The sequence below is a fragment of the Sphingomonas sp. ID0503 genome (assembly GCF_048565625.1).
GTDB lineage: Bacteria > Pseudomonadota > Alphaproteobacteria > Sphingomonadales > Sphingomonadaceae > JBLZUR01.
In genome coordinates this window covers 1,400,943-1,426,367 of sequence record NZ_JBLZUR010000002.1, presented here as the reverse complement: position 1 = coordinate 1,426,367, position 25,425 = coordinate 1,400,943, and the positions used below count along the sequence as shown (strand labels likewise).

General features: G+C 64.3%; 16 protein-coding genes and 1 tRNA gene. 12 read left to right on the top strand and 5 right to left on the bottom strand.

Going from position 1 to position 25,425, the window contains the following annotated elements:
• The first annotated feature begins 27 nt into the window (after positions 1-27).
• Positions 28-765, top strand: coding sequence for a methanethiol S-methyltransferase (gene mddA / locus ACM608_RS07845; RefSeq protein ID WP_419682668.1), 738 nt, complete (start codon positions 28-30; stop codon positions 763-765).
• Positions 766-827: 62 nt separating this feature from the next.
• Here mddA and ACM608_RS07840 read toward each other — a convergent pair whose 3' ends face one another.
• On the bottom strand, positions 828-3,131 hold the full coding sequence (locus ACM608_RS07840; protein ID WP_419682667.1) for a TonB-dependent receptor: 2,304 nt from the start codon (positions 3,129-3,131) through the stop codon (positions 828-830).
• A 232-nt stretch (positions 3,132-3,363) separates the two neighbouring features.
• Positions 3,364-5,448, bottom strand: a complete 2,085-nt coding sequence (gene recG / locus ACM608_RS07835; RefSeq protein ID WP_419682666.1) for an ATP-dependent DNA helicase RecG — start codon at positions 5,446-5,448, stop codon at positions 3,364-3,366.
• 116 nt (positions 5,449-5,564) lie between these two features.
• Here recG and ACM608_RS07830 point away from each other — a divergent pair, with 116 nt between their 5' ends.
• Both ACM608_RS07830 and mfd read left to right on the top strand, forming a co-directional pair.
• Positions 5,565-5,834 carry a succinate dehydrogenase assembly factor 2 gene (locus tag ACM608_RS07830; RefSeq protein ID WP_419682665.1) on the top strand — a complete coding sequence of 90 codons (270 nt, stop codon included), beginning with the start codon at positions 5,565-5,567 and terminating at the stop codon, positions 5,832-5,834.
• Positions 5,835-5,841: 7 nt separating this feature from the next.
• Positions 5,842-9,306 (top strand): transcription-repair coupling factor, encoded by a 3,465-nt coding sequence (gene mfd, locus ACM608_RS07825; RefSeq protein WP_419682664.1) that lies wholly within the window; start codon positions 5,842-5,844, stop codon positions 9,304-9,306.
• Here the strand turns inward: mfd and ACM608_RS07820 are convergent.
• Positions 9,303-11,435 carry a putative bifunctional diguanylate cyclase/phosphodiesterase gene (locus tag ACM608_RS07820; RefSeq protein ID WP_419682663.1) on the bottom strand — a complete coding sequence of 711 codons (2,133 nt, stop codon included), beginning with the start codon at positions 11,433-11,435 and terminating at the stop codon, positions 9,303-9,305. The two genes, mfd and ACM608_RS07820, sit on opposite strands and share 4 nt — an antisense overlap.
• Positions 11,436-11,513: 78 nt before the next feature.
• On the opposite strand from ACM608_RS07820, the gene ACM608_RS07815 reads away from it, so the two are divergent.
• Positions 11,514-12,281, top strand: coding sequence for an NAD kinase (locus tag ACM608_RS07815; protein WP_419685135.1), 768 nt, complete (start codon positions 11,514-11,516; stop codon positions 12,279-12,281).
• A 76-nt stretch (positions 12,282-12,357) separates the two neighbouring features.
• A tRNA-Asn gene (locus ACM608_RS07810) sits at positions 12,358-12,432 on the top strand.
• Here ACM608_RS07810 and ACM608_RS07805 read toward each other — a convergent pair.
• Together ACM608_RS07805 and ACM608_RS07800 are read right to left on the bottom strand one after the other, a co-directional pair.
• On the bottom strand, positions 12,391-14,064 hold the full coding sequence (locus tag ACM608_RS07805) for a recombinase family protein (RefSeq protein WP_419685133.1): 1,674 nt from the start codon (positions 14,062-14,064) through the stop codon (positions 12,391-12,393). The two genes, ACM608_RS07810 and ACM608_RS07805, sit on opposite strands and share 42 nt — an antisense overlap.
• Before the next feature lie 21 nt (positions 14,065-14,085).
• Complete coding sequence (locus tag ACM608_RS07800) at positions 14,086-14,313, bottom strand: hypothetical protein (RefSeq protein ID WP_419682662.1); 228 nt, start codon at positions 14,311-14,313, stop codon at positions 14,086-14,088.
• Between the two features lie 302 nt (positions 14,314-14,615).
• Here ACM608_RS07800 and ACM608_RS07795 point away from each other — a divergent pair, with 302 nt between their 5' ends.
• From ACM608_RS07795 to ACM608_RS07765, 7 genes are all read left to right on the top strand, one after another.
• Positions 14,616-14,918 (top strand): hypothetical protein, encoded by a 303-nt coding sequence (locus tag ACM608_RS07795; RefSeq protein ID WP_419682661.1) that lies wholly within the window; start codon positions 14,616-14,618, stop codon positions 14,916-14,918.
• Positions 14,918-15,349 (top strand): PIN domain-containing protein, encoded by a 432-nt coding sequence (locus tag ACM608_RS07790; RefSeq protein ID WP_419682660.1) that lies wholly within the window; start codon positions 14,918-14,920, stop codon positions 15,347-15,349. The genes ACM608_RS07795 and ACM608_RS07790 overlap by 1 nt, the downstream gene beginning before the upstream one ends.
• An 88-nt stretch (positions 15,350-15,437) precedes the next feature.
• On the top strand, positions 15,438-17,729 hold the full coding sequence (locus tag ACM608_RS07785; RefSeq protein ID WP_419682659.1) for an AAA family ATPase: 2,292 nt from the start codon (positions 15,438-15,440) through the stop codon (positions 17,727-17,729).
• Entirely contained in the window at positions 17,726-19,630 is a 1,905-nt protein-coding gene (locus tag ACM608_RS07780) for a UvrD-helicase domain-containing protein (protein ID WP_419682658.1), read from the top strand. Before ACM608_RS07785 ends, ACM608_RS07780 begins: the two co-directional genes overlap by 4 nt.
• 141 nt (positions 19,631-19,771) lie before the next feature.
• A complete protein-coding gene (locus ACM608_RS07775) occupies positions 19,772-20,497 on the top strand; it encodes an ImuA family protein (protein ID WP_419682657.1) in 726 nt (241 codons plus the stop codon).
• Entirely contained in the window at positions 20,412-21,935 is a 1,524-nt protein-coding gene (locus ACM608_RS07770; RefSeq protein WP_419682656.1) for a DUF6504 family protein, read from the top strand. Before ACM608_RS07775 ends, ACM608_RS07770 begins: the two co-directional genes overlap by 86 nt.
• A complete protein-coding gene (locus tag ACM608_RS07765) occupies positions 21,932-25,192 on the top strand; it encodes an error-prone DNA polymerase (protein WP_419682654.1) in 3,261 nt (1,086 codons plus the stop codon). Before ACM608_RS07770 ends, ACM608_RS07765 begins: the two co-directional genes overlap by 4 nt.
• Positions 25,193-25,425: the final 233 nt, after the last annotated feature.

Genomic DNA, 25,425 nt, shown 5'->3' with positions numbered 1-25,425 from the left:
CAGACATCATCATGGAGGGGGCACATCATGGCTCGCAGCTTCTATCTCGCTTTCGGCATTGCCGCTTACCTGATCTTCTTCGCGACCTTCCTGTACCTGATCGGCTTCGTCGCCGACGCGGCCTTCCTGCCGCAGACCATCAACCGCGGACCGTCTCAGCCCGCCGCCATCGCCCTCGTCATCGACATCGCGCTGGTCGCACTCTTCGGGCTCCAGCACAGCATCATGGCCCGCCCCGCGTTCAAGGCCGCCTGGACGCGGATCGTGCCCCCGCCGATCGAACGCAGCGTCTACGTCCTCGCCGCCAGCCTCATGCTGGTCGTCATGTTCCTGTTCTGGCACCCGATCCCCACCGCCGTCTGGCGGGTCGATGGGCCCGCCGCCATCCTGCTCTGGGCGCTCTCCGGCCTCGGCTGGCTGATGGTGCTCGCCAGCAGCTACCTGATCAATCACTTCGAGCTGTTCGGCCTCGCCCAGGTCTGGCGCAACCTCCGCGACCGCCAGGTGCCGGAAGGGCCGCTCCGCTTCCCTTTGCTCTATGCGCTGGTCCGCCACCCGCTCTACACGGGGTTCCTCATCGCCTTCTGGGCGACGCCGGTAATGACCGTGGGCCACCTCGTCTTCGCCGCTGCCATGACCGCCTACATCCGCGTCGCGCTGCGCTACGAGGAACGCGATCTCGTCGGCCATTTCGGCGAGGGCTACCGCGCCTATCAGCGCCGCGTCGGCATGCTCATTCCCGGGCTGGGACGACATGCCGCGTGAGCACAAAAAGGGCCCTCTCCGGTGGGGAGAGGGCCCATTCGACTGACGAAGCGAATTCGGTCTTAGAAGCTGATCGCTGCCTCGACGCCGTAGGTGCGCGGCTCGTTGAAGTTGCCGTAGTCGCCCAGCGTGCCGCGGTTCGACGGATCACGGCGATAAACGTAATCCTTGTCGAGGAGGTTGCGGCCCCACAGCGCCACGGTCAGCTTCGCGTCACCGCGCCCCATGTCGATGTCGGCAAGGGCGATGCGGCCGTTCATCAGGAACGACTTGTCGTTCTTGATCTCGAACTGATCGAAGGTCTGCGTCGCATCGGCATAGTTCGCGTCCAGGTGGAAGCGGAGGTCGCCGACGCCGACCGGCACCGTGTAGTCGATGGCACCCGACGCCGTGTTGCGCGGCGTGAACACGATGTACACCGACTGCAGCGTGCCGCTGAACGGGTTAATCGTGTCGGGGATCTTGGTGTAGGTATAGGCGTAGGCACCGTTGATGGTCAGGCCCTCGGCCACCCGCAGAGTCGCCTCCGCCTCGACGCCGCGGATCTTGGTGGTGCCCGGCGCATTGATCGTCTCAAGCGTGTTGCGGCTGGATCCCGTCACCGGGTTCACCGTCACCAGGCTGAAGTCGATCTGGCTGCCCGTGCGGTCCATGATGAAGCCGGCGAGGTTCAGGCGCAGGCGACGGTCGAACAGCTCGGTCTTGGCGCCGATCTCGTAGGACTTCACCTTCTCCGGTCCGAAGGAACGGTAGGTGAGCGAGCGGGAGCTGGCGCCACCGGCGCGGTATCCGGTCGCGAACTTGGCGTAGAGATTGATGTCCTGCGCGGCGTCGAACGCCAGGGTCACCATCGGGTCGAACCGGCCCTTCTTGAAGTCGAAGCTCAGGTCGGTCGGCGCGTTGTTGACGATGAACAGGTCGCCGCTCTTCTTGTCGTGGGTGTAGCGGCCGCCGACGGTCAGGTGCAGCGCCTCGTCCAGCAAGGCCGGGGTGTAGGTCGCCTGGCCGTAGACCGCCCAGCTGTCCGCCTTGGCGCGGCTTGCACGGTCGGTGAAGCGATTGCCGCGGATCGTGTTGGTCGGATCGTTGATGGTGTATCCGGTGCCGTCCTCGTTCCAGCGGTTGGTGCTCGGCGTCGCGGCGTCGTCGCTGACCTTCTCGTGGAAGTAGTAGAGGCCGGCGACGTAATCGAGATTGTCGGTCGAACCGACCAGCTGCAGCTCCTGGCTGAACTGGTCCTGCCACAGGCCGGCGAGGCTGTAGCGGCTGAAATTGCCGTTGGGGGCGAAGACGGGCGGGCGATGCGCGCCGCCGGCATTGTCCCACTGCTCGACCTCGACCTCGCGATAGGCGGTGATCGAGCGGAGCTGCGCCTTGTCCGACAGGTCGTAGGCGAGCGTCAGGGTGTGGCCGAAGGTCTTGTCGACGCTGTCCTGCTGCGGAACGCCGATGTCGGCCATCTTCATCCGCTTGTCACCCTCGACCACCACGATCGGCGGCAAAGGCGCGATGGTGCCGGACGGCAGCGGGAAGGTCGTCCCGACCGGCTTGCCCTGCACGTTGTAGTTCAAGAGCTGGCTGTAAAACGGCGTGTTGTGGTCGTTGCCGTAGTCGTAGGAATAATCGGCCGTGAAGTCGGCGCTCGGCTTCCAGCGGGCGGACAGCTTGAAGCCCTTGCGGTCGTAATAGCCCCAGCCCCGCGCGCTCGGCAGCGGGTTCTTGGTCACCGAGTTGCGGTGCTGGATGACCCCGTCGGCCTTGATGCTGATGTTGTGGAACTCGGGCAGGTCCAGGTGACCCTCGGCGGTATACTGGCCGAGATTGCCGATGCCGGCCTTGCCGCGGAAGCCCAACTCGCCGCTCGGCTTCTTGGTCACCAGGCTCAGCGCGCCGCCCTCGGTGTTGCGGCCGAACAGGGTGCCCTGCGGACCCTTCAGGACCTCGATCCGCTCGATGTCGAACAGCGCGGCGTTCAGGCCGTGCTGGCGGCCGAGATAGACGCCGTCGATGTAGACGCCGACGCCCTGCTCACGGGCGGGCTGGTTGGCGTCGAGCGGCACGATGCCGCGGATACCGATGGTGAGAGCGGACTGGCGCGCCTCGAAGGTGGCGACGCGCAGGCCGGGGACTGAACCGTCGGCGAAGTCGAGCAGGCTCTGGATGTGGCGATCCTGGATCGCTTGGGTGCTGACCACGGAGATCGCGATCGGGGTGTCCTGAAGATTGGTCTCGCGCTTCGTCGCGGTGACGATGATCTCGTCGCCGGGCGCCTCGGCCGCGGGTGCCTCGACGGCGGCCTCGTCGGCATGGGCCATGAACGAAACGGAAAGGGCGGCGACAGAGGCCGCCGTCAAAAAGAGCTTCATGTGTCTGTTCCCCACAGGGCGCGATCTGTCGCTGCCGTGGCCGCGGCACTAGTGGAGGGGGGCGACTCTTCCGCGACACAATTGTTACGGTTCTGTTGCAGGCCGGGCCGCTCACTTTGCGCTGTCCTACAGCCGGCGCTGCCTGTTAGGACACCGACTCAGCGGCAGGGAGATGCAGGAAAACGAAAAAATCGCCGCACGGCTGGCGTGACTTTCGCCCCGACTTCCGCCGTCATCCGGCGCGGAGCAAGGCGACGGCGGCGTCCCGCTCGAACAGGTACAATGCCGTGCGGGCCGCTTGCCCGCGCTGACCCTCCAGCCCGCCGTCGCGATCGACCAGCAGGCGTGCGTCGGCAGTCGCCGCATCGACAAGTTCGGCCACGTCCTCGGGCTGAGCGATTCGGAACTTCGCGTCTCCCGACTGCCGGGTGCCGAGTATCTCGCCCGCTCCGCGCAGCCGAAGATCCTCTTCCGCGATGAAGAAGCCGTCGTTCGACCGCTTCATGGTGAGGAGCCGCGCCTTGGACGTATCGCTCAGCATCCGCCGGCCGGCTTCGCCGCCGAAGCCCTGCCACAGAAGCACGCAGGTCGACGGCTTGTCCCCGCGCCCGACCCGCCCACGCAGCTGGTGGAGCTGGGCGAGGCCGAAGCGGTCGGCCCCCTCGATCACCATCAGCGTGGCGTTGGGCACGTCCACCCCCACCTCGATCACCGTGGTCGCGACCAGCACCTGCGCGCGACCGGCCGCAAAGGCCTGCATCACGGCGTCCTTCTCCGGCCCCTTCATCCGGCCGTGGACCAGCGCGATCGTCTCGCCGAACCGCGCGCGCAGGCTGGCCGCCCGCTCCTCGGCGGCGGTCAGGTCGGATTGCTCGCTCTCCTCGACCAACGGACAGACCCAATAAGCCTGCCCGCCCGCCGCGATATGGCGCCCGAGCCCCTCGACCACCTCCTCAAGCCGCTCGCAGGAGATCACGCTGGTGGCGATGGGCTGGCGGCCGGGCGGCATCTCGTCCAGCCTACTGACGTCCATCTCACCATATTGGCTGAGCGTCAGGGTCCGGGGGATCGGCGTCGCCGTCATCGCCAGCAGATGCGGCGGCCGTTCCGCCTTCGCCGCCAGCAGCATTCTCTCCGCCACCCCGAAGCGATGCTGCTCGTCGATCACGGCCAGGCCGAGCCGCCTGTACGCCACGGCCTCCTGGAAGATCGCGTGGGTCCCGACCAGCAGGTCGATCGATCCGTCCGCCAGCCCCATCAGCGTCGATTCCCGCGCCCGCCCCTTCTCCCGCCCGGTCAGTAGCGCGACCGTCACCGGCAATCCGGCGAGCGTCTTCTGCAAGGTCTCATAGTGCTGCCGCGCGAGCAGTTCGGTCGGTGCCAGCATCGCCGCCTGCACCCCAGCCTCCACCGCGATCAGCATCGCCATTGTCGCCACCAGCGTCTTGCCGGCCCCGACATCGCCCTGCAGCAGGCGGACCATCGGCGTCGCCTGCGCCAGATCCCCCTCGATCTCCCGGATCGTCCGGGCCTGCGCGCCGGTCGGCGCATAGGGCAGCTTCAGCGCATCCCGCAGCCGCCCGTTCCCCGCCAGCGGCGTCCCCCGCCGCCGGCGAGAGGAGGCGCGGACAAGCATCAGCGCCAGCTGGTTCGCGAACACCTCGTCATAAGCCAGCCGTGTGCGCGCCACCTTGTCCGCCGGATCGGCATGGACCCGCGCCAGCGCCTCCCGCCAGCCCGGCCATTCCCGCGCCGCCAGCAGGCTCGGCTCGATCCATTCCGGCAGGTCGGGCGCCCGCTCGATCGCCTGCGCCGCCAACTGCCCCATGCGCCGGTTGGTCAGCCCTTCCGAAAGGCCATAGACCGGCTCCCGCGCCGGCAAGTCCACCGCCTCAGCGGGCGGCACCACCAGGTCGGGATGGACGATCTGCAGCTCCTGCCCATACATCTCCAGTTTGCCCGACACGATCCGCGCCTCGCCGAGCGGGAACAGCTTCTTCCCCCATCCCGGATTGCCGCCGAAATAGATGATGCTGACGTAGTTCCCGTCTTTATCGGTCGCATGGATTCGGGACGGCCCCCGCCCGGCGGACGACCGATAGTCCACCGCCGTCAGCGTGATGACCACGATCGCTCCGGCATCGGCCATGTCGAGCACGTCGACCTTGCGCCGGTCGATCCACGTCACCGGCAGGTGGAACAGCACGTCCACGACGCGGTTCAGCCCCAGCTTGCCGAGCGGCTTGGCCAGCCCCGCACCCACGCCCTTCATCGCCTCCACCTCGGCGAACAGCGGATTGAGGATTTCGGGGCGCATGGCTAGAGCGCGTTACCAACTTTCGTCCCGCCAGCGAAAGCTGCCATCGCTCGCCGCATCGCCGGCCCTCATATTTGCAGAGAGATGCCGGCCCTGGCTGGCACGACGGACACACTATGATCACCCATTCCGACCGCCTCAAACGCCTCCACTTCCGCGCGTGGCATCGCGGCACGCGGGAGGCGGACTACATGATCGGCGGCTTCTTCGACCGTCACGGCGCTGGCTGGGGCGAAGACGAGCTCGCCTGGTTCGAGGCGCTGCTGGAGGAGGAGGACGTCGACATCATGGCCTGGGCCATCGGAACGCAGCCCGTTCCCCCACGTTGGCAGGGTCCATTGATGGAGGCCATGCGCCGCCTCGACTACATCCACATCCCGCGCTGAGTTTCCATTGACCGATCTCCACCGCATCCTGAAGGCGCAGGCGCCGCTCACTTTGTCGGGCGTCGTCCCCGGTTATGTCCCCTGGCTGATGGCCGACCTCGCCCGCGCCGCGAAGGGCCGCGCCGTGTTCATCGCGCCGGACGAGGTGGGCATGAGCATGGTCGCCGAGGCGGCCGCCTATTTCGCCCCCGAGCTACAGGTGCTGCGCTTCCCCGCCTGGGATTGCCTGCCCTACGATCGCGCCTCCCCCTCGCTCCGGATCATGTCGGAACGGCTGGCGACGCTCCATGCCATTCAGGACAAGCCGACCGGGCCGCAGCTTCTCGTCACCACCGTCAACGCGGTCACCCAGCGCACCCTCACCCCCTTCCGCATCCGCCAGCTCGTCGCCCGCCTCGAAGCGGGCAAGCGCATCGACCGCGACCGCCTCGCCGCCATGCTCCAGGCGAACGGCTATGTCCGTACCGACACCGTCAACGACGCGGGCGAGTACGCCGTGCGCGGCGGCCTGCTCGACCTCTTCCCCTCCGGCGAGAAGCTGGCCCTTCGCCTCGACTTCTTCGGCGACGAGATCGAGAGCGTCCGCCAGTTCGACTCTTCGGACCAGCGCACCGTGGGACGGGTAGACGGCTTCACACTCCTCCCGGCCTCCGAGGCGCTGCTGGACGAAGACAGCGTCAAACGCTTCCGCTCCCGCTACCGCGAACGCTTCGGCGCGAACGCGACAAGCGATCCGCTCTACCAGGCCGTCTCTGACGGCCGCCGCCTTGCTGGGATGGAGCACTGGCTCCCGTTGTTCGAGGACCGGCTGGAGACCCTGTTCGACCATTTGTCAGAGGACGACATCATCGTCCGCGATGCCGGCGGTGCGGGTGCCGCCGAGGCGCGGTTCGAGGCGATCACCGACTATTATGCCAACCGCGAGCGTGCGCAAAAGGCCGATCCCGGCAGCTATCGTCCGCTGAAGGCCGAGGCCCTCTACGTCACCACAGCCGATTGGGAGAGCCTCATCGAGGAGCGCCCCCTCCACCTCGCCACCCCGTTCCACGAGCCCGAATCGAAGACCGTTCTGGACTTCGCGACCGACGGTCCCCGCGACTTCGCGCCGGAGCGGACGCAGGGCGTCAACGTCTACGACGCGGTGGTCGAACATATCGAGCAGCTCCACCGCCTCAACCGCAAGGTCATCCTCGCCAGCTACTCCAACGGCGCGCGCGAACGCCTTTCCGGCCTTCTCAAGGATCACGGCCTGAAGAAGCTGGCACAGGCGGAAAGCTGGCAGGAGGCGCTGGGCGAGGCGTCGAAGAGCATCACCGCCCTCGCAGTTCTCCCGCTCGATCATGGCTTCACCACACCCGATGTGGCCGTTCTCACCGAACAGGACATGCTCGGTGACCGCCTCGTCCGCCGCGCCAAGCGTAAGAAGAACACCGACGCCTTCCTCGCCGAACTGGCGACGCTCACCCCCGGCGACCTCGTCGTCCACGCCGATCACGGTATCGGCCGGTATGAAGGGCTAACCTCCATCCCGGTCGGCACCAACCCGCACGACTGCGTGGCGCTGAGCTACTCCGGTGGCGACAAGCTCTACGTGCCGGTCGAGAACATCGACGTCCTCTCCCGCTACGGCAATGAGGGCGAGGGCGTGACTCTCGACAAGCTGGGCGGCGTCGCCTGGCAGAATCGCAAGGCCAAGATGAAGGAGCGCATCCGCGAGATCGCGGGTGAGCTCATCGCCACCGCCGCCATGCGCGCCCTCCGCCCCGCCCCCGTGGCAGAGCCCGATCCCGGCGCCTATGCCGAGTTCTCGGATCGTTTCCCCTATCAGGAGACCGAGGATCAGGATCGCGCCATCGGCGACGTCATGGAGGATCTCGCCGCTGGCCGCCCGATGGACCGGCTGGTCTGCGGCGACGTCGGCTTCGGTAAGACCGAGGTCGCACTCCGCGCCGCCTTCGCCGCTGCCCTTGCCGGGCTACAGGTCGCCGTCGTCGTTCCCACCACGCTCCTCGCCCGCCAGCATTACCAGGGATTCGCCGATCGCTTCCACGGCTTCCCGCTCAAGGTCGGCCGCCTCTCCCGCCTCGTCCCCGCCGCGGAAGCGAAAGCCACCAAGGAGGGCCTCGCCGACGGCACCGTCGATATCGTCGTCGGCACCCACGCGATCCTGGCGAAGGGCATCGAATTCAAGAACCTCGGCCTCGTCATCGTCGATGAGGAACAGCGCTTCGGCGTCACCCATAAGGAACGGCTGAAGGCGCTGAAGACCGATGTCCACCAGCTGACCCTGACCGCCACTCCCATCCCCCGCACCCTGCAGATGGCGATGTCCGGCCTGCGTGAACTCTCGGTCATCCAGACCCCGCCGGTCGACCGTCTCGCCGTTCGCACCTACGTCATGCCCTGGGACCCGGTCGTCCTGCGCGAGGCGCTGCTCCGCGAACATTATCGCGGCGGGCAGAGCTTCGTCGTGGTCCCCCGCATCTCCGACCTGCCCGATATCGAGCAGTTCCTGCGCGATCAGGTGCCGGAGGTTCGCGCCGTCACCGCCCACGGCCAGATGTCCGCGACGGAGGTCGAGGAGCGGATGAGCGCCTTCTACGACAAGAAGTACGAGGTGCTGCTCTCCACCACCATCGTCGAAAGCGGCCTCGACATTCCGTCCGCCAACACGATGATCATCCACCGTGCCGACCGCTTCGGCCTGGCCCAGCTCTACCAGCTACGCGGCCGCGTCGGCCGGTCGAAGACGCGGGCGTACGCTTACTTCACCACGCCCGCGACCCGCACCATCACCGAGACGGCGGAAAAGCGGCTGCAGGTCCTCTCCAACCTCGACACCCTCGGCGCCGGCTTCCAGCTGGCCAGCCACGATCTCGACATCCGCGGTGCCGGCAACCTCCTGGGCGACGAGCAGTCCGGCCATATCAAGGAGGTCGGATTCGAGCTCTACCAGTCGATGCTGGAAGAGGCGATCGTCGAGGCCAAGGCCGGCGGCCACGACAAGGCCCCCGCGCAGGAGAAATTCTCGCCCCAGATCAATGTCGACAGCGCGATCATGATCCCGGAGGAGTACGTCCCCGACCTCGATCTCCGCATGGGTCTCTACCGCCGCATGAACGAGCTCGACGATCAGGGCGGGATCGAAAGCTTCGCGGCGGAACTCATCGACCGCTTCGGCGCGATCCCGGAGCCGACGCAGAATCTGCTGACCGTCATCCGCATCAAGATGAACTGCCGCAAGGCCTGCATCGCCAAGATCGACGCGGGGCCGAAGGGCGCTCTCGTCACCTTCCACAACGACCAGTTCCCCGATCCGGAGGGCCTGATCGCCTATATCCAGCGGCTGAAGGGTACCGCCAAGCTGCGCCCGGACAACAAGCTCGTCATCCAGCGCGCCTGGAACGATCCCGCATCCCGCCTCAACGGCGCGCTGCAGCTGTCCAGCGGTCTGGCGAAGATCGTTGCCTAGCCGACCAGCGGACGGGCGAAGCGGCGTGTCACCAGGGCTTCCAGCGCGTGGCTGTCCAGCGGCGGCGCGCAGAGGAATCCCTGGTAGATATGACAGCCCGCCGCGGCGAGCAGGTCGAGCTGCTCTTCGCTCTCCACGCCCTCGGCGATCACCGAGAGGCCGAGCGAGCGCGCCATGTCGATTACCGACCGCACCACGATCCGGTCGCGCGCTTCACCCGCAATGTCCTGAGCGAACCTCTTGTCGATCTTCAGGTAATCGAACGGCAGCGACTTCAGATAGGTCAGGCTGGAATAGCCCGTCCCGAAATCGTCGATCGCCGCGCGCAGCCCGCCGGCGCGCAATCGCGCCAGCAACTCCGCCGCCATGTCGAGGTCCTCGATCAGCCCGCTCTCGGTCAGCTCGACCGTCAGGCGGTCGCGCGGAAAGCCGATCACGTCGACCAGTTCCAGAAGCTGGGTCGCGAAATGCGGGCGGACCATGTCGGCGGCCGTGATGTTGATCGAGACCCGCAGGCTGCGCAGCTCCTCCGGCCAGGCGGCGGCGATCGTCAGCGCCTTGCGCTGCACATGGGCCGAAAGTTCCTGAAGGTAGTCGGACCGCTCGGCCGCCGCGAACAGCGTCGTCGCCCCCAACTCGCCGAAGCGCGGGTGCCGCCACCGCGCGAGCGCCTCCACACCGATGATCTCCCCGGTAAGGACCGACACCTGCGGCTGGAAGAGGATGTCGATGCGGTCCTCGTCCAGCGCGATGCGCAGGTCGATTTCCAGCCGGCTCTCGCGCTCGGTCTCGTTCTCCTCGGTCGATCGCAGGATGCGGACGGGGCTCCCCTCCCCCTCCTTGGCGTCGACAAGCGCGACATTCGCCCGCCGCAGCAGCGAGTCGACGTCGTCCCCGTCCTCGTCGTTCGCCGATATGCCGATCCGACAGGACAGCGAGATCACATGGTCCTGGGAGAGGAACGGCCGGGCCAGCGCCTCGACGATCTGGTCCGCCAGGATCCGCGCCTGGTCCAGCGTCGCCCCGTCGGACAAGCCGATCAGGAACTGGGCGCCGGGCAGGCGCGCGACCAGCGATCCCGCGGTGCCGCCGTCGCCGACGATCCGGTCCAGCCGGCGCGCCACGCCCTGCAACAGGGAGTCGCCTGTCGAGCGGCCGAATGCCGCGTTGATCATCCCGAACCGGCTCAGCGACAACACGAGCACGAGGACGGGAGACCTCCGCCGAGCGCGAAGCTTGCTGTCGATCCACTGTCGGGCGGCGCGCAGGTCCTCCAGGCGCGTCAGAGGGTCGCGCCCGCGCAGGTCGCCACCGAGATGCTCGATCTGTCCGATGATCGCGCCCGTCTCCGGATCACGCCGCAGATGGTGCACCACCCGGCGATGGCCCGAGCGCGGATCGGGATTGGAATGGGCAAAGGCCGTGACCGGGCGTTGCTTCAATCGCTTCAGCGCCGCGATGGCCGCGTGGCGCCCTTCCGGTCCCAACAAAGACAGGAGCGAAAGGCCGGAGCGGGTCTCCGGTTGCCCCGTCAATCGCCGCACCAGCGCCGGGTTCAGCTGCACGTCGACATGTCCTGGCGTCCAATGCCACGTCTCGACCGTCAGTTCGGCGGCGGCGGCGCGGCGCGATGCAGCTCGGTTGAAGAGCTCGGTGCGGTCGATCGCGCGACCCAGGAAGCGCAGGGTCGTGAGGATCTGGTCGTCGCTTGCGCTGGTCAGGTAGTGCGTGGCGCCCGCGTCGTAGAACTGGTCGACGACCTGGGCCGGAACGTCGGGCAGCAACACAAGCAGGATCGCCTGATGGATCAGGATAAGGTCGCCGATAGAGGCGACCGCGGCGCGCGCCTCTTCCACGGCATCGCGGCCGTCCACGATGACGATGGACGCGCCGGATGCGATGCAACGGCCCTCGACCCCATCGGCACGCCGCGCCGCGATGGCCTGCCATCCGCCCTTTTCGACCAGGGCGGCCAACTCGTCCCTGTATCGGAACGAGAGGATGAAAATCGGCGACGACTGCGCGCCCGACACCAAATCGTTCCCCTGCCCGCCGGACTGGCGGGTTCCCTCGGCGATCCTTGTAACCGCGAGCGAAAACGGCGCAATGTTAATCACGTATTTCGGCACTTGCCGGGTGCGGCAGCGCCGGTTAGCTCCTCAGCGGGAGCGCACGTCAGTGCGAGGAGGGACCAGCCGTTGAGCGAGATGCGCCGCATGGCCCTGCTCCATTCCACCAGCGAGGCGGCACGCTCTGCCGGTGAGGTCCTGTCGGCACGCTACGACTGGGTGCCGCTCGCCGAGGCGGAGATGGTGGTGGCACTCGGCGGCGACGGCTTCCTGCTCCAGACTTTGCACGACATGATGGCCCGTCACCGCATCCTGCCGGTATTCGGCATGAACTTGGGCACGGTCGGCTTCCTGATGAACAACTGGAACCCCGACAGCCTCGGCGCCCGGCTGAACCGCGCCCGGAGCTTCACCGTCTCGCCGCTCCACATGGAGGCGACGACCGTCGATGGGGAGCGGGTCACCACCTCCGCCATCAACGAGGTCTCGCTGCTGCGCGAAACACGCCAGACCGCGTGGCTTGAGGTGACGGTCGGCAGCCGCGTGGTCCTGCCGGAGCTGGTCTGCGACGGCGTGCTGGTCGCCACGCCGGCCGGATCGACCGCATACAACCTTTCGGCGAACGGCCCGATCCTGCCGATCGGTTCGGCCATGCTGGCGCTGACGCCGATCAGCCCCTTCCGGCCCCGGCGTTGGCGAGGCGCGATCATTTCTGACCGCACGCCGGTCAAGTTCCGTGTCCTCGATCCCGTGAAGCGCCCCGTCAGCGCCGTCGCCGATCAGGAGGAAGTCCGCGACGTCGAGACGGTGGAGGTGACCGCAGACCGGTCGATCGCCCTCACTCTGATGTTCGATCCGGAACATGCGCTGGATGATCGCATCGCGATGGAACAGTTCGTCGTCTGACCCGCTTGCAACGGCAGCAAACCCGCTGCTATAGGCGCGCCTCCCGAGGGCGACCTCGGGCGCGCGGATGCGCTGTTCCTCGGTAGCTCAGTGGTAGAGCGTTCGACTGTTAATCGAATGGTCGCAGGTTCGAATCCTGCCCGGGGAGCCATTTCAGATCGAAACTGCGAACGCCGTGCGCCGCAGTTTCCACTCCAGGCTTTCCTCCAGACGCTACGAGCGTTTGGAGGAGCCGGGCCCTCGATCCCACTATCCGAATTTCGTCGGTTCCCACTTCGGCTCGCTGCACGAGCTGCTGGATGTAGTTCCGCCGGAAAGAACCATCTTCGCCCCGCATCCGGTCCTTTGCTGCGGCCGCGAATGTCCGGAGGGCCTGTGGAGTAATTTCGATTCTCTCTCCCCGCCGACCTTCTGCCCGCTCCACATCGGCCTGGGCCGAATCCCGAATCCTCTTCAGTTCCGCGATGCGCCCCTTGAGGTTTGAGTCAGTCAGATCGGCCAAGCCCGCCTCGATGGCCTCGTAGAGACGCGTCAGCTTGTTTTCTGCGTCCAAGGCGTTCCGCTTGAGTGCGATGATCCTTCCCGTCTCGCGTTCCGCCGCCTCATCCCGGCGCTTCAATAGCGCGCTGAGCGCCTCTTCGAGGAAATGCGGGCTGAGGAGGCGATCGACCACGCTGCTGACGACAAGGTCGTTCAGTTCGTCCATGGGGATGGATCGGCCCTTGCAGCCCTTCGGACCCTGCCGCGCAGCCGTGCAGCAGGTGTAGTAGCGGTATTCAGTACCCTTTCCGGACGTTCGAAGCGTCATAGCGCCACCGCAATCGGCGCAGAACGCCACGCCGCCGAGCAAGGTCGGGCCGCTCACGAAACGGGGCGCCCGGAGTTGCGGGCTGCGCGAGTGCATGATCGCTTGGACCTCCTCGAACTCTTCTACGGCAATGATCGGCTCGACCTCGACCTTGACGACTTCGTCCGCCGGGTTCTTGACGCCCTTCCGCCAGCTAGACACGTTGAAGCGATGCTTCCCGATATAGGTCTCGCGGGTCAGTATCTGGTGGACGCCGCCGACGCCCCACCGTCCGCCAGTCTGCGTTCGGATGCCGCGATCATTGAGGTATCCGGCAATCTGCCTTGACCCCATCGGCCCATCCCCGTCGCCGACACGCGCCAAGCGGAAGATGAGCTTGACGTTGTCGATCAGTAACGGATCGGGCTCGATCTTCTTCTTGGTACGCTGTCCACGCGTCTCTGCCGCGACGATCCGATATCCGTAGGGCGGCCTGGAGCCGTTCCAGTATCCTTGCCGGGCGTTCTCGCGCATGGCGCGGAGTGTATGCTTGGCGTTTTCCTTCGACTGGTATTCATCGAACAACGCCATGATCTGGCGCATCATGCCGCTGATCGGATCGTCCCCCAGGTCCTGCGTGATCGAAGTCAGCTTCACGCCGTTCTTGGCAAGTCGGCGAAAATAGAACTCAAGCTGGAACTGGTCCCGGAAGAACCGCGAGAATGAGTGAACTATGATGCAATCGAACGGCGCTGGTTTCTCAGAGGCAGCGTCCATCATCTTCTGGAATTCGGGGCGCTTGTCGTCGGTCGCGGATGCGCCGGGCTCGACGTATTCAGTGACGACCTCAATTCCCTTGGCCTCGCAGTATGCTCGGAGCTGCCGACGTTGGTCCGGGATCGATAGATCGTGCTCGGCCTGTCGTCCCGTCGAGACACGAAGATAGAGTGCAGCACGCCCCGGCGTCGCCAAGGCGAGGTTCGCTTTGGCTTTCACGCGACGCCTCCTTTAGTAAGTTCAGTTCTTTGGATCGAATATCTCGTCCAGGATGTCAGCGAGGTGGATTTCCAGGATGTCCAGCTCCGCCTCCGTGACGCCGGCGGGCCACTCGGCCACGACGCGCGGCCGGGACTTGACCTTTCGTGGCCGACGCTCACGCGCGGGCGAATAAAAGCCCGTCTCCGCATAGTCGAAGAAATCGTCGATCTCAGGTTCGATTTCAGTGATGGATTGCTTTGCCGACATGACGACATGATCGTGCTAAGCAATGAATTCTCCAAGCCATTCAGAGTGTTAATGCGAACCTCGGTTTGCGGCATTTGGCGCCGAACGGCGGCCGTGGAAAGCTCTCGGCGGCAATCTGAAACCGCCGCATAGTGCAATGAAGTGCGGGCGACGGCGCGAACACCCGTTAGCGTAGTACGTTTGGCGGGCTTGTTGCGCATTAAGGTTTCCTCGGCAAAGTCCGAATCCGCCCTCGCGACCTGTCGGCCTTGCAGATTCCCGGCGCTCTGGTTATATTACCGGTTATAGTCCGGAGAGCCAGAATGAGCAAGAGTCCTCAGCGCCGAGCAATCGACAACTATCGCAGTCGCCTGACCGAGCGGGGTATGGCGCGGTTCGAGGTTATCGGTCGCGACGACGACCGCGAGCTGATTCGGTCAGTCGCCAAGCGTCTGGCCGAGGGCGGTTCCGACGCCGATCGACTGCGCGCGGCCGTCAAACAGTCCATTTCCGGCGAGCCCCCGAAAAAGGGGGGTATCCTGAAGGCGCTGCTGGCCTCGCCCCTTATCGGCTCCGAACTCGACCTGACCCGTCCGCGTGAGGACGGACGGAAGGTCGATATTTGATGCGCTACCTGCTCGACACCAACATCATCAGCAATTTCACCAAGCCGGAGCCATCGGAGTCGCTGATCGCCTGGATGGCTGAACAGTCCGACGATGACCTCTTTATCGCATCGCTAACGCTTGCCGAGCTGCGCCGAGGCGTACTCGAAAAGCCAGCCGGCAAACGTCGGGACCAACTCGATGCCTGGTTCAGCGGGCCACAAGGTCCGCAGGCCTTGTTCGCTGGGCGCATCCTCTCTTTCGACGAACGGGCCGGTCTCGTTTGGGCGGAGTTGATGGCAGAAGGTAGAGCCACAGGCCGTCCGCGTAGCGGGCTCGACACAATCATCGCCGCCATCGCCGCCGCGAACGACTGCGTCGTCGTCACCGACAATGAGCGCGATTTTCTCGGGATCAATATCCTCAACCCGCTCAGAGAGAGGTCCGGATAGAGCTGGATAATTTGTGGACGTTGCAGTGATCAACAATACCTAGGGCGTGCGACAGGAATGGGGTAAAGCCCTACTGGGGGATGGGCTGATGAAAATTAAATTTGTGGAAGTCTCGAACTTCCGAAAGCTGAAGTCGACTCACATTGATTTTGACGAGAAGACCACGATTTTCGTCGGAGCGAACAATAGCGGGAAGACGTCCGCAATGGTCGCCCTCCGCTATTTCCTGCTGTCCCCGGCGCGCCTCGCACTCCGCGACATTACAATCGCCAACTGGCCCAAAATTGACGCGCTCGGAGAGGCCTGGGAGGGTGATACCGAGGCCGATGTAGAGCTGGATGCGCTACTGCCAGCGCTAGATGTTTGGCTCGATGTGCCTGTCTCCGAAATTCAGCACGTGGTTCACATTCTCCCGACCCTCGATTGGAACGGCGGCCTACTCGGTGTCCGTCTGCAATTTCGAGTCGCTGATATTGAGAAGCTGAAGGCGGAGTATCTTCTTCAGCGCAACGCAGCTCGGGATGCGGTCGCGAAGGGCCCCAACGGCGAGGTTGTGAAAGTTCAGGTATGGCCAAGGTGCTTGACTGATTTCCTAGAACGACGCCTCCGCGCTCATATAGACATTCGGGCGTTCGTTCTCGATCCGTCGGCAGTCGTTGAACCAATCAAGGGCTACGCATGCCCACAGTCCCTTTCAGACACTGCTCTTCCCCTCGACAGGTCGCCCTTCAAAAATCTCATCAAGATCGATGAGATCGCCGCACAGCGCGATTTCGCAGATGCGTCGGAGCGGTCCTCCAGCTCGGAAGATGGCTACGAGCCAACAACACGTCGCTTCAAGCGCCGCCTCTCAGATCAGCTTCGATCCTATTACGACCGCCACCTCGACCCGGCGAAGACGCCATCTGAGGAAGACTTCGAGGCCTTAGGCGCAATCCAAACGGCTGAGCAGAGCTTTGACAAACGCTTGCAGGTTGGATTTGCCGCCGCTTTCGCGGAACTAGAGGATCTCGGCTATCCTGGGATTACAAATCCGAAGCTCAAAATTTCAACGCTCCTCCACGCGACTGACGGGCTTAAACACAGCTCGGCGGTACAGTACCAAATTGCTGATCCTACCGGGGACGGTTCAAAGCTCCTGAAGCTTCCAGAAGACTATTCGGGTCTAGGCTATCAAAATCTCATCGCAATGGTCTTCATGCTCATGGGATACCGAGATGAATGGATGCGAGTTGGAAAAGCCTCGGCCGAAGCAGACCTCACGCCGCAGGATCAAATTCCACCGCTACATCTCGTTCTTGTCGAGGAGCCTGAAGCTCATCTCCACGCGCAAGTCCAGCAGGTCTTTATCAACAAGGCCTACGCGCTTCTTCGAAAGCACGATGATCTCGGTGAGAAGACAGCCTATTGCACTCAGCTCGTAGTGAGCACGCATTCGAGCCATGTCGCGCACGAGGCGGATTTCGCCAACCTTCGCTATTTCCGGCGACGGCCGGCCACCTCCAAAGAGGACATTCCCACCACCACGGTTGCCAACCTGTCGTATATATTTGGGCCGGGAGACGAGACAAAGCGGTTCGTGCGTCGATATCTCAAAGCGACCCACTGCGATCTTTTCTTCGCAGACGGCATCGTATTCGTGGAGGGTCAAGCTGAGCGCATCCTTGTCCCGCACTTCATCCGGCATCATTTCCCGGAACTGGCGCGGCGCTACACGACACTTCTCGAGCTTGGTGGCAGCCACGCGCACAGCTTCAGGGATCTGGTCGATGAATTGGGCTTGGCTACGCTGATAATCAGCGACCTCGACGCCACGGTCGCAACCAAGGTTCCTCTGAAGACTGGCGGCGAGACAACGCGGTGGAAGGCCGCAAGGCCTAAGGTCGGCGCAAACCAGAAGTCCGCCAATCAGGTGCTGAAGGAGTGGCACCCGCGAAAGGAGAACATCGACGATCTGATAGCGCTGGAGCCGGAACAGCACGCAGCGATAACGACCGAAGGGTATGCGCTCTACGTCGCCTACCAAAAACCGGTTCCGATCGCAGGCGGTGACGGTAGCCCGCAATACATAATTCCGCGCACCTTCGAAGACGCTCTCGTGCTCGAGAATCTGGACGTAATTTCTGCTGTTGAAGGGTCCCGTACTAGCGACAGCATCAAGGAAATCGTCGCAAGTGGTGTGACCGGAGACGAGCTCGAAGATGAACTCTTCGAACTTCTGAAAACGGCCGAGAAAGCGGCATTCGCGCTGGACTGCCTGATGCTCAAGGATCCAACCGCGTTGAAGCCACCCGAGTATATCCGTGCAGGCCTCAAATGGTTCCAGGACGCAGTTACCCGCGAGATTAGCGACAGCGTGCCTACGGGAGCTGGAGCATGAGTTTGCTGGAAATTGAGCTCGGTCCTCCGGAAACGGACGATAGTGTCGATCGTGAGATTAAAGCCTGCCTCGACCCCGGCGCTCCGAAGAGTTTTTTCCTTTATGCCGGCGCGGGATCAGGGAAGACGCGCTCGTTGAAGGAGGCGCTAGACTACTTCCGCGATAGCTTCGGCGCTGGCTTCAGGCGTTCTGGGAAGAAGGTCGCGGTCATAACATATACAAACGCGGCGGCAGATGAGATTGCCGCGCGCGTTGGTCAGGACGCGCTGTTTCCGATTTCCACGATTCACAGTTTCTGTTGGAGCCAGATTGGGACACATCACACGGACATCCAAGCCTGGCTGCTGAAGACTCTTCCTGAGGATCTGGCGGAACTTCGAGAGAAGCAAGCCAAGGGCCGCGCAGGCTCGAAAGCTGCTCAGGATCGTGAGCGAGCGATTGCATCGACGATCAAACGTCTCGAATGGCTCGCTACGCCAAGGCGCTTCACCTACAATCCGAACGGCGACAATTTCGGCGCGGATTCACTATCGCACTCGGAAGTTCTCAAGATCACATCCTCATTCATTTTGTCCAAGCCTTCGATGCAGGCGGTTCTTGTCAACAAATATCCATTTCTATTGATCGACGAGAGTCAGGACACGAACAAGTCGCTTGTAGAGGCGTTCTTTTCCCTCGCAGCCTTGCACAAGGGAAAATTCGCGCTCGGTCTCTTCGGAGACACAATGCAGCGCATTTATTCCGACGGTCATCCTGAGCTAGGACAGAACATTCCTGCAGAATGGGCTCGTCCCGTTAAACGGATGAACCACCGGTCGCCGCGCCGGATCGTTCAACTCGGCAACGTCCTCCGGGCCGCCGTCGATGGGCAGACGCAAATAGCCCGAGACGACAGCGCGAAGGGTGTCGCCAGGATCTTTATAGCGCCTGCCAGCACCTCAGATAAACCCGCCGCTGAGGGGCGTGTTCGCGAGCGCATGGCCGAAATTTGCGGCGACGACGGCTGGAACGACGATGCTTCCGTGAAGACGCTGACGCTCGAGCATCACATGGCGGCATCCCGGCGCGGCTTTCTCCCAATGTTTCAGGCTCTCGACAGCGACTCCAGGCTTGGGACTGGCCTTAGAAAGGGCGAACTCGCGGGCCTCCGCTTGTTTACGGAGCGAGTGGAGCCGTTGTTAGCCGCGGCTCAGGCAGGAGACCGCTTCGCAGTCATGGCCCATTTAAGAAAGACTTCACCGCTCCTGAAGCGAAATGCTCTGGCGCAGACTCCTTCGCCGGGCGACCCTTTGGCCCCTATTCGAGCGGCCGTAGATGAACTGACCGCAATTGCGTCATCCGAGCCGGAGGCGCGCTTCTTAGACATTCTAGAATGTACAGCGAGGCATGGGCTATTCGAGATCCCAGCCGCTCTCAGACCATTTGTAGACGCAGAGGATTCTTCGAACCCTGCTTCGATAACCCCGGAAGAAGCAGTTGAAGAAGAGCCGGAAGAGGAAGCAGAAGCTTCACCTTCCAGCCTTCAGGCTTGGCGAGCGTTCCTGGAGACCGCGTATAGCCAAGTGAAGCCGTTCGCGGAATACGTCAGCGACAAAGGTCCATATGGCACTCATCAGGGCGTGAAGGGACTTGAGTTTGATCGGGTCCTGGTTGTTCTGGATGACAGCGAAGCAAAAGGCTTCATGTTCTCGTATGAAAGGCTTCTGGGCGTAAAAGCGACAACAGATCGGTCGGATGGCGGGGAAACTGGTGTCGATCGCACGCGTCGCCTTCTCTATGTCACATGCACGCGAGCACAGAAGAGCCTTGCTTTGGTGGCTTACACCGAGAGCCCGGACCTTCTGGCTGCTCAGGTTCAAAAACAGGGATGGTTCGCCGCCGATGAGATCGAACGGCTATGACCACACCCGGCCGTAAGTCGCCCTGTGCAGACTCGGCCCTTGACTCACGGCTCTGAAAGTTAGAACAAATAGAGAACATGATGCTAAACCCGTCCCCGGAGGTCAACGAGGAATTTGCGGCCCGAGCCCGCCATAGAGTCGTTGCGCGCGCAGATCGAGAAGATCGAAGGCAGAGGCCGGCGCGTGAAATCGGTGCTTCCGTTCGGGATCGCCGAGATCGACTCGCGCCTTCCCAGCGGTGGCCTCACGCTCGGCGCACTCCATGAAATTGCCGGCGGCGGCAACGGTGCCGTTGACGGTGCGGCCGCCGCTCTCTTCGCCGCCGGGATCGCAGCGAGAACCAGGGGCAAGGTTCTTTGGGTCATCACCCGGCCCGATCTCTTCGCCCCAGCGTTGGCGCAGGCGGGCCTTTCGCCCGATCGCGTGATCTACGTCGAGGCGGGCAACGACAAGACCGTGCTGGCCTGTGTCGAGGAAGGCTTGCGCCATGGCGGCCTTGGCGCCGTCGTCGGCGAAGTCGCACGGCTCGACATGACCGCATCGCGGCGCCTTCAGCTCTGCGCCGAAGGCAGCGGCACGATCGGCATCGCATTGAGGCGCTGGCGCCGGCAGACCGAGGCTTCTGATTTCGGCCAGCCGACGGCCGCCGCCACCAGGTGGCGCGTGTCCGTCATTCCCTCGGCGACCCTGCCGGTGCCCGGCGTCGGCCGCCATCGTTGGCTCCTCGAACTCATCCGCGCCCGTGCGGGCGAAAGTGCAGATTTTGAAGTGGAGGCGTGTGATGACACGGGTCGTCTCGCTCTTCCTGCCGAGCTGGTCCACCGACCGGCTCCGGCGGAAGGCTGGCGACGCGGCGCCTCCGGCTGAGGCGCCGCTCGCCTTGATAGGCCGCGACGGGAGAAAGCAGGTGGTGCTGGCGGTTGACGCCGCGGCCCAGTCCGCCAACGTGCGCGTAGGGATGCCCGCGACCAAGGCTCGGGTTCTCGTGCAGAACCTCGTGGTCCGCGACCACGACGAGGCGGCCGACGCTCGAGCTCTCGACCGCCTCGCGCTGTGGATGCTCCAGCGCTACGCGCCGATCGTCGCGGCCGATGCGCCGGACGGGCTGGTGATCGATTCGACCGGGGCCGATCATCTCCATGGCGGAGAAGACGCGATGCTGGCCGGCCTGGTCGACCGGCTTTCCGCTTCCGGAGTGTGCGCCCGTGCCGCTATCGCCGACACTTGGGGCGCTGCGCACGCCCTGGCCCGCTATGCCGCTAAGCCGATCGTGGTTGCGCCACCCGGTCACGGCAGCGCGATCTTGGCCGGTCTGCCACTGCCGGCGTTGCGCCTCCCGACAGATATGACCGCAGCGCTCCATGTTCTCGGGTTCGAACGCATCGGGGATCTTCTCGCGCAACCGCGCGCTCCGCTCGCCCTGCGCTTCGGGCCGCAGCTCGGTCGCCGCCTCGACCAGGCCCTGGGATTGCTCAGCGAACCGATCGATCCGATCCGTCCTGACGAGCTGATCGAGGTAAAGCGGAATTTCGCCGAGCCCATCGGCGCGGCCGAGACGATCGCCCGCTATGTCGGCAAGCTGGTTGTCCAGCTCTGCGCCGAACTGGAAGCCAAGGGCCTCGGCGCCAAGCGCCTCGACCTGATCTGTCACCGGGTCGACAATCGCATGCAGGCCGTCCGTGTCGGCACCGCCATGCCGGTGCGCGACGTGAAGCGCCTAACGCGCCTGCTGACCGACAAAATCGAGACGATCGAGCCCGGCTTCGGTATCGAGATTCTGAGTCTCACCGCGACGCTCGCCGAGCCGCTCTCGCAGAAGCAAACGCTCACAGCCATGGTCGACGATGGCGCGCCGGATGTCTCCGACCTAGTCGACACGCTGATCAACCGGGTTGGCGAGCGCTGTCTCTACCGGGCGGCTCCGGTAGCCACCGAGGTCCCCGAGCGCTCAGTACGGCGCATTCCTCCGATGGCGCCCGAGACCGGCGCGAGCTGGCCGGGTCATTGGCCACGACCATCGCGACTGTTGGCTTCGCCAGAACCGATCGAGACTATGGCGCTTCTGCCCGACCATCCTCCCGTCGCCTTCACCTGGCGGGGCATCCGCCGGCGTGTTCGGCAGGCTGACGGACCGGAACGCATCCGCGGCGAATGGTGGCGACGCGATTCCGAGCTGACGGCCGTGCGCGACTATTTTCGAGTCGAGGATGACGCCGGCGAGCGCTACTGGATCTTCCGCTCCGGCGACGGAGAAGATCCCAATACGGGATCGCAGCGCTGGTTTCTGCATGGGGTGTTCGGATGACCCGCTACGCCGAGCTGCAGGTCACCTCCCACTTCTCGTTCCTGCGAGGTGCCTCATCCTGCGAGGAGCTGTTCGCCCAGGCCGCGATCCAGGGTATCGAGGCTGTCGCCGTCGTAGACCGCAATTCGCTCACCGGCATAGTTCGCGCCTTCGAGGCAGCGAAAACGACGAGGGTGCGCCTAATTGTCGGTTGTCGCCTCGATCTCGCCGACGGCATGTCGGTGCTGGTCTATCCGACCGACCGAGCGGCCTATGGCCGGCTATGCCGGCTGCTGTCGCTTGGAAAGAAGCGCGGCGGCAAGGCGAAGTGCATCCTCGATTGGGCCGATCTCGTAGCCTACAGCGAAGGTTTGCTCGCAATCCTCGTTCCGGAAGAGCCAGACGAGACCTGCGGGTTCCAGCTCCGCCGGCTGCGCGAGGCCTTCGGGGACCGTGCCTATCTTGCCCTGACCCTCCGGCGCCGCCCCAACGACCAGCTCCGTATCCACGAGCTGTCGAACATGGCGACGCAGATGCGCGTGCCGGCCGTCGTCACCAACGATGTGCTCTACCACGCGCCGGACCGACGTATCCTGCAGGACGTCGTGACCTGCATCCGTCACGGCATCACCATCGACAAGTTGGGCGACCGGCGCGAATACGGCGACCGTTACCTGAAGCCGCCGGCGGAAATGTACCGGCTGTTTCCGCGCAATCCCGAGGCAGTCGCCCGCACGATAGAGATCGCGGCGCGCTGCCGGTTCGACCTGAAGGAGCTGGCTTACCAATATCCGGAGGAGCGAGATGATCCGACGCTCACGCCGCAGGAGACGCTCGAAAAACTCGTCTGGGAAGGCGCGGATGCCCGCTACCCCGAGGGCGTGCCGGACACCGTCAGAGCGTCCCTGCAGCACGAGCTGCGCCTGATCGAGAAGCTCGAGTACGCGCCATACTTCCTGACCGTGAACAGCATCGTGCGGTTTGCCCGATCCAAGGATATTCTCTGCCAGGGTCGTGGATCAGCAGCAAATTCCGCCGTCTGCTACGTCCTCGGGATCACGTCGATCGATCCCGGCCGCAACGACCTCCTGTTCGAAAGGTTCGTCAGCGAGGAGCGACGCGAACCGCCGGATATCGACGTTGATTTCGAACACGAGCGGCGCGAAATCGTAATGCAGTGGGTGTTCGACACTTACGGCCGGGACCACGCTGCGCTGTGCTCGACCGTGATCCGCTATCGCACCAAGGGCGCGATCCGCGATGTCGGCAAGGCGCTCGGCCTCACCGAAGACCTCATCAAGACGCTCTCAGGCCAGGTCTGGGGCTGGTCGGAAGGCGTCGAGGAGAAGCATGTCGAGGCGCTAAACCTAAATCTTGGCGACCGACGGCTGCGCCTGGCGCTCGATCTCGCGCGCCAGCTCATGGGGGCGCCCCGGCACCTGTCCCAGCATCCGGGTGGATTCGTCCTGACCCATGACCGGCTCGACGAGCTGGTCCCGATCGAGCCCGCGGCGATGGTGGACCGCCAGGTGATCGAATGGGACAAGGACGATATCGACGCCTTGCGCTTCATGAAGGTCGATGTCTTGGCGCTGGGGATGCTGAGCTGCATGAAGCGCGGGCTCGACATGCTTGCCGACCACAAGGGCGTCAATCTCGACCTAGCCACCATCCCCGCCGAGGATCCGCGCACCTACGCGATGATCCGGCGAGCCGACACACTCGGCACCTTCCAGATCGAATCCCGTGCGCAGATGTCAATGCTGCCGAGGCTGAAGCCCCGGACCTTTTACGACCTTGTCGTGCAGGTCGCGATCGTCAGACCGGGGCCGATCCAGGGTGACATGGTCCATCCATACCTGCGCCGCCGCGAAGGTCTCGAACCCGTCGTCTTTCCGAAGCCGGAGCTGGAAAAGGTGCTCGGCAAAACCCTGGGCGTGCCGCTCTTTCAGGAGCAGGCCATGCGCGTAGCGATCGAGTGCGCCGGCTTCACTCCCGGCGAAGCCGACATGCTCCGCAAGTCGATGGCCACCTTCAAGTTCACAGGCGGCGTCTCCAGCTTCAAGGAGAAGCTCATCCAGGGTATGGTCGACAACGGGTATCAGCGCGATTTCGCAGAGGCCACGTTCAAGCAGCTCGAGGGCTTCGGCTCTTACGGATTTCCGGAATCGCACGCAGCCTCTTTTGCACTGATCGCCTATGCCAGCGCTTGGCTGAAATGCTGGCATCCCGACATATTCTGCGCGGCTTTGCTCAACGCCCAACCCATGGGCTTCTACGCGCCCGCCCAGATCGTCAGGGATGCGATCGAACACCGCGTCGATGTCCGGCCCGTCTGCGCCAACGCGTCCCGATGGGACTGCACGCTCGAACCAACGGAGGACGACAGTCGCTTCGCCGTCAGGCTCGGCCTGCGGATGGTCAAAGGTCTCGCCAATTCCCATGGAGCCGCGATCGTCGCTGCGCGTGCCGACCAGCCCTTCGCCTCGATCGCCGATCTCTGGCGGCGTGCCGGCGTGCCATCAGCGGCTCTGGTCCAGCTCGCCGAGGCCGACGCCTTTCGCCCGGCGCTCGGGCTTGCGCGTCGCGAGGCCCTATGGGCAATCAAAGCTCTGCGAGACGAGCCGCTCCCCCTCTTCGCTGCTGCGTCCGCGCGCGAGGCCGAAATCGTGCCCGAGATCAACGAGCCGACCGTCGCGCTGCGTCCCATGACCGCCGGCAGCGAGGTGGTCGAAGACTATGGACATGTCGGGCTGACGCTCAGAGCCCATCCGCTCAGCTTCCTCCGAGAGGACCTCCGCCGCAGACGGATCGTCACCTGCGCCGAGGCAATGGCGACGCGCGACGGCCGTTGGCTGGAGGCGGCCGGGATTGTCCTCGTCCGCCAGCGTCCTGGCAGCGCGAAAGGCGTGATGTTCATCACTCTGGAGGACGAGACCGGAATCGCCAACCTCGTGGTCTGGGCCAACGTGTTCGAGGCGAACCGCCGCGCCATCCTGTCGGCAAGCATGATGGCGGTGCGCGGCCGCATCCAGCGCGAGGGCGACGTCGTTCACTTAGTCGCTCAGCGGATTACCGACCTCTCGGCCGATCTTGCCAGCGTGGGAAGCCGCGATGCGGCGTTCCCGCTGCCGCATGGCCGCGGCGACCAAGTCCGCAACGGCGGCTCCGGTCCTGATCCGCGGGAGCTGCCACCCAAGGGACTGCGCACCCGCGATATCTACATCCCCGATCTGCATATCGACACGATAAAGGTGAAGAGCCGGAACTTTCATTAGGGGGCGTGACTCAAGCATCAGCGCGAGGCCACCGCATCTTGCCGCGGCCGATCCGCAGCACATCGACCAACGTCGTCCGGCCGGGAATTCGGCCCGAGAAAGACTCGGCTTCGGATCGACCGCAGGCTTCTTGAACGCAAACAGCCTTCGGTAATCCGGAGTTGCGAGCCAGGTTTGTCCGTCGCCGGCATCCGTGATGATCCGGTACAGGCCGGGTCCAGGAGCTCGCCCGC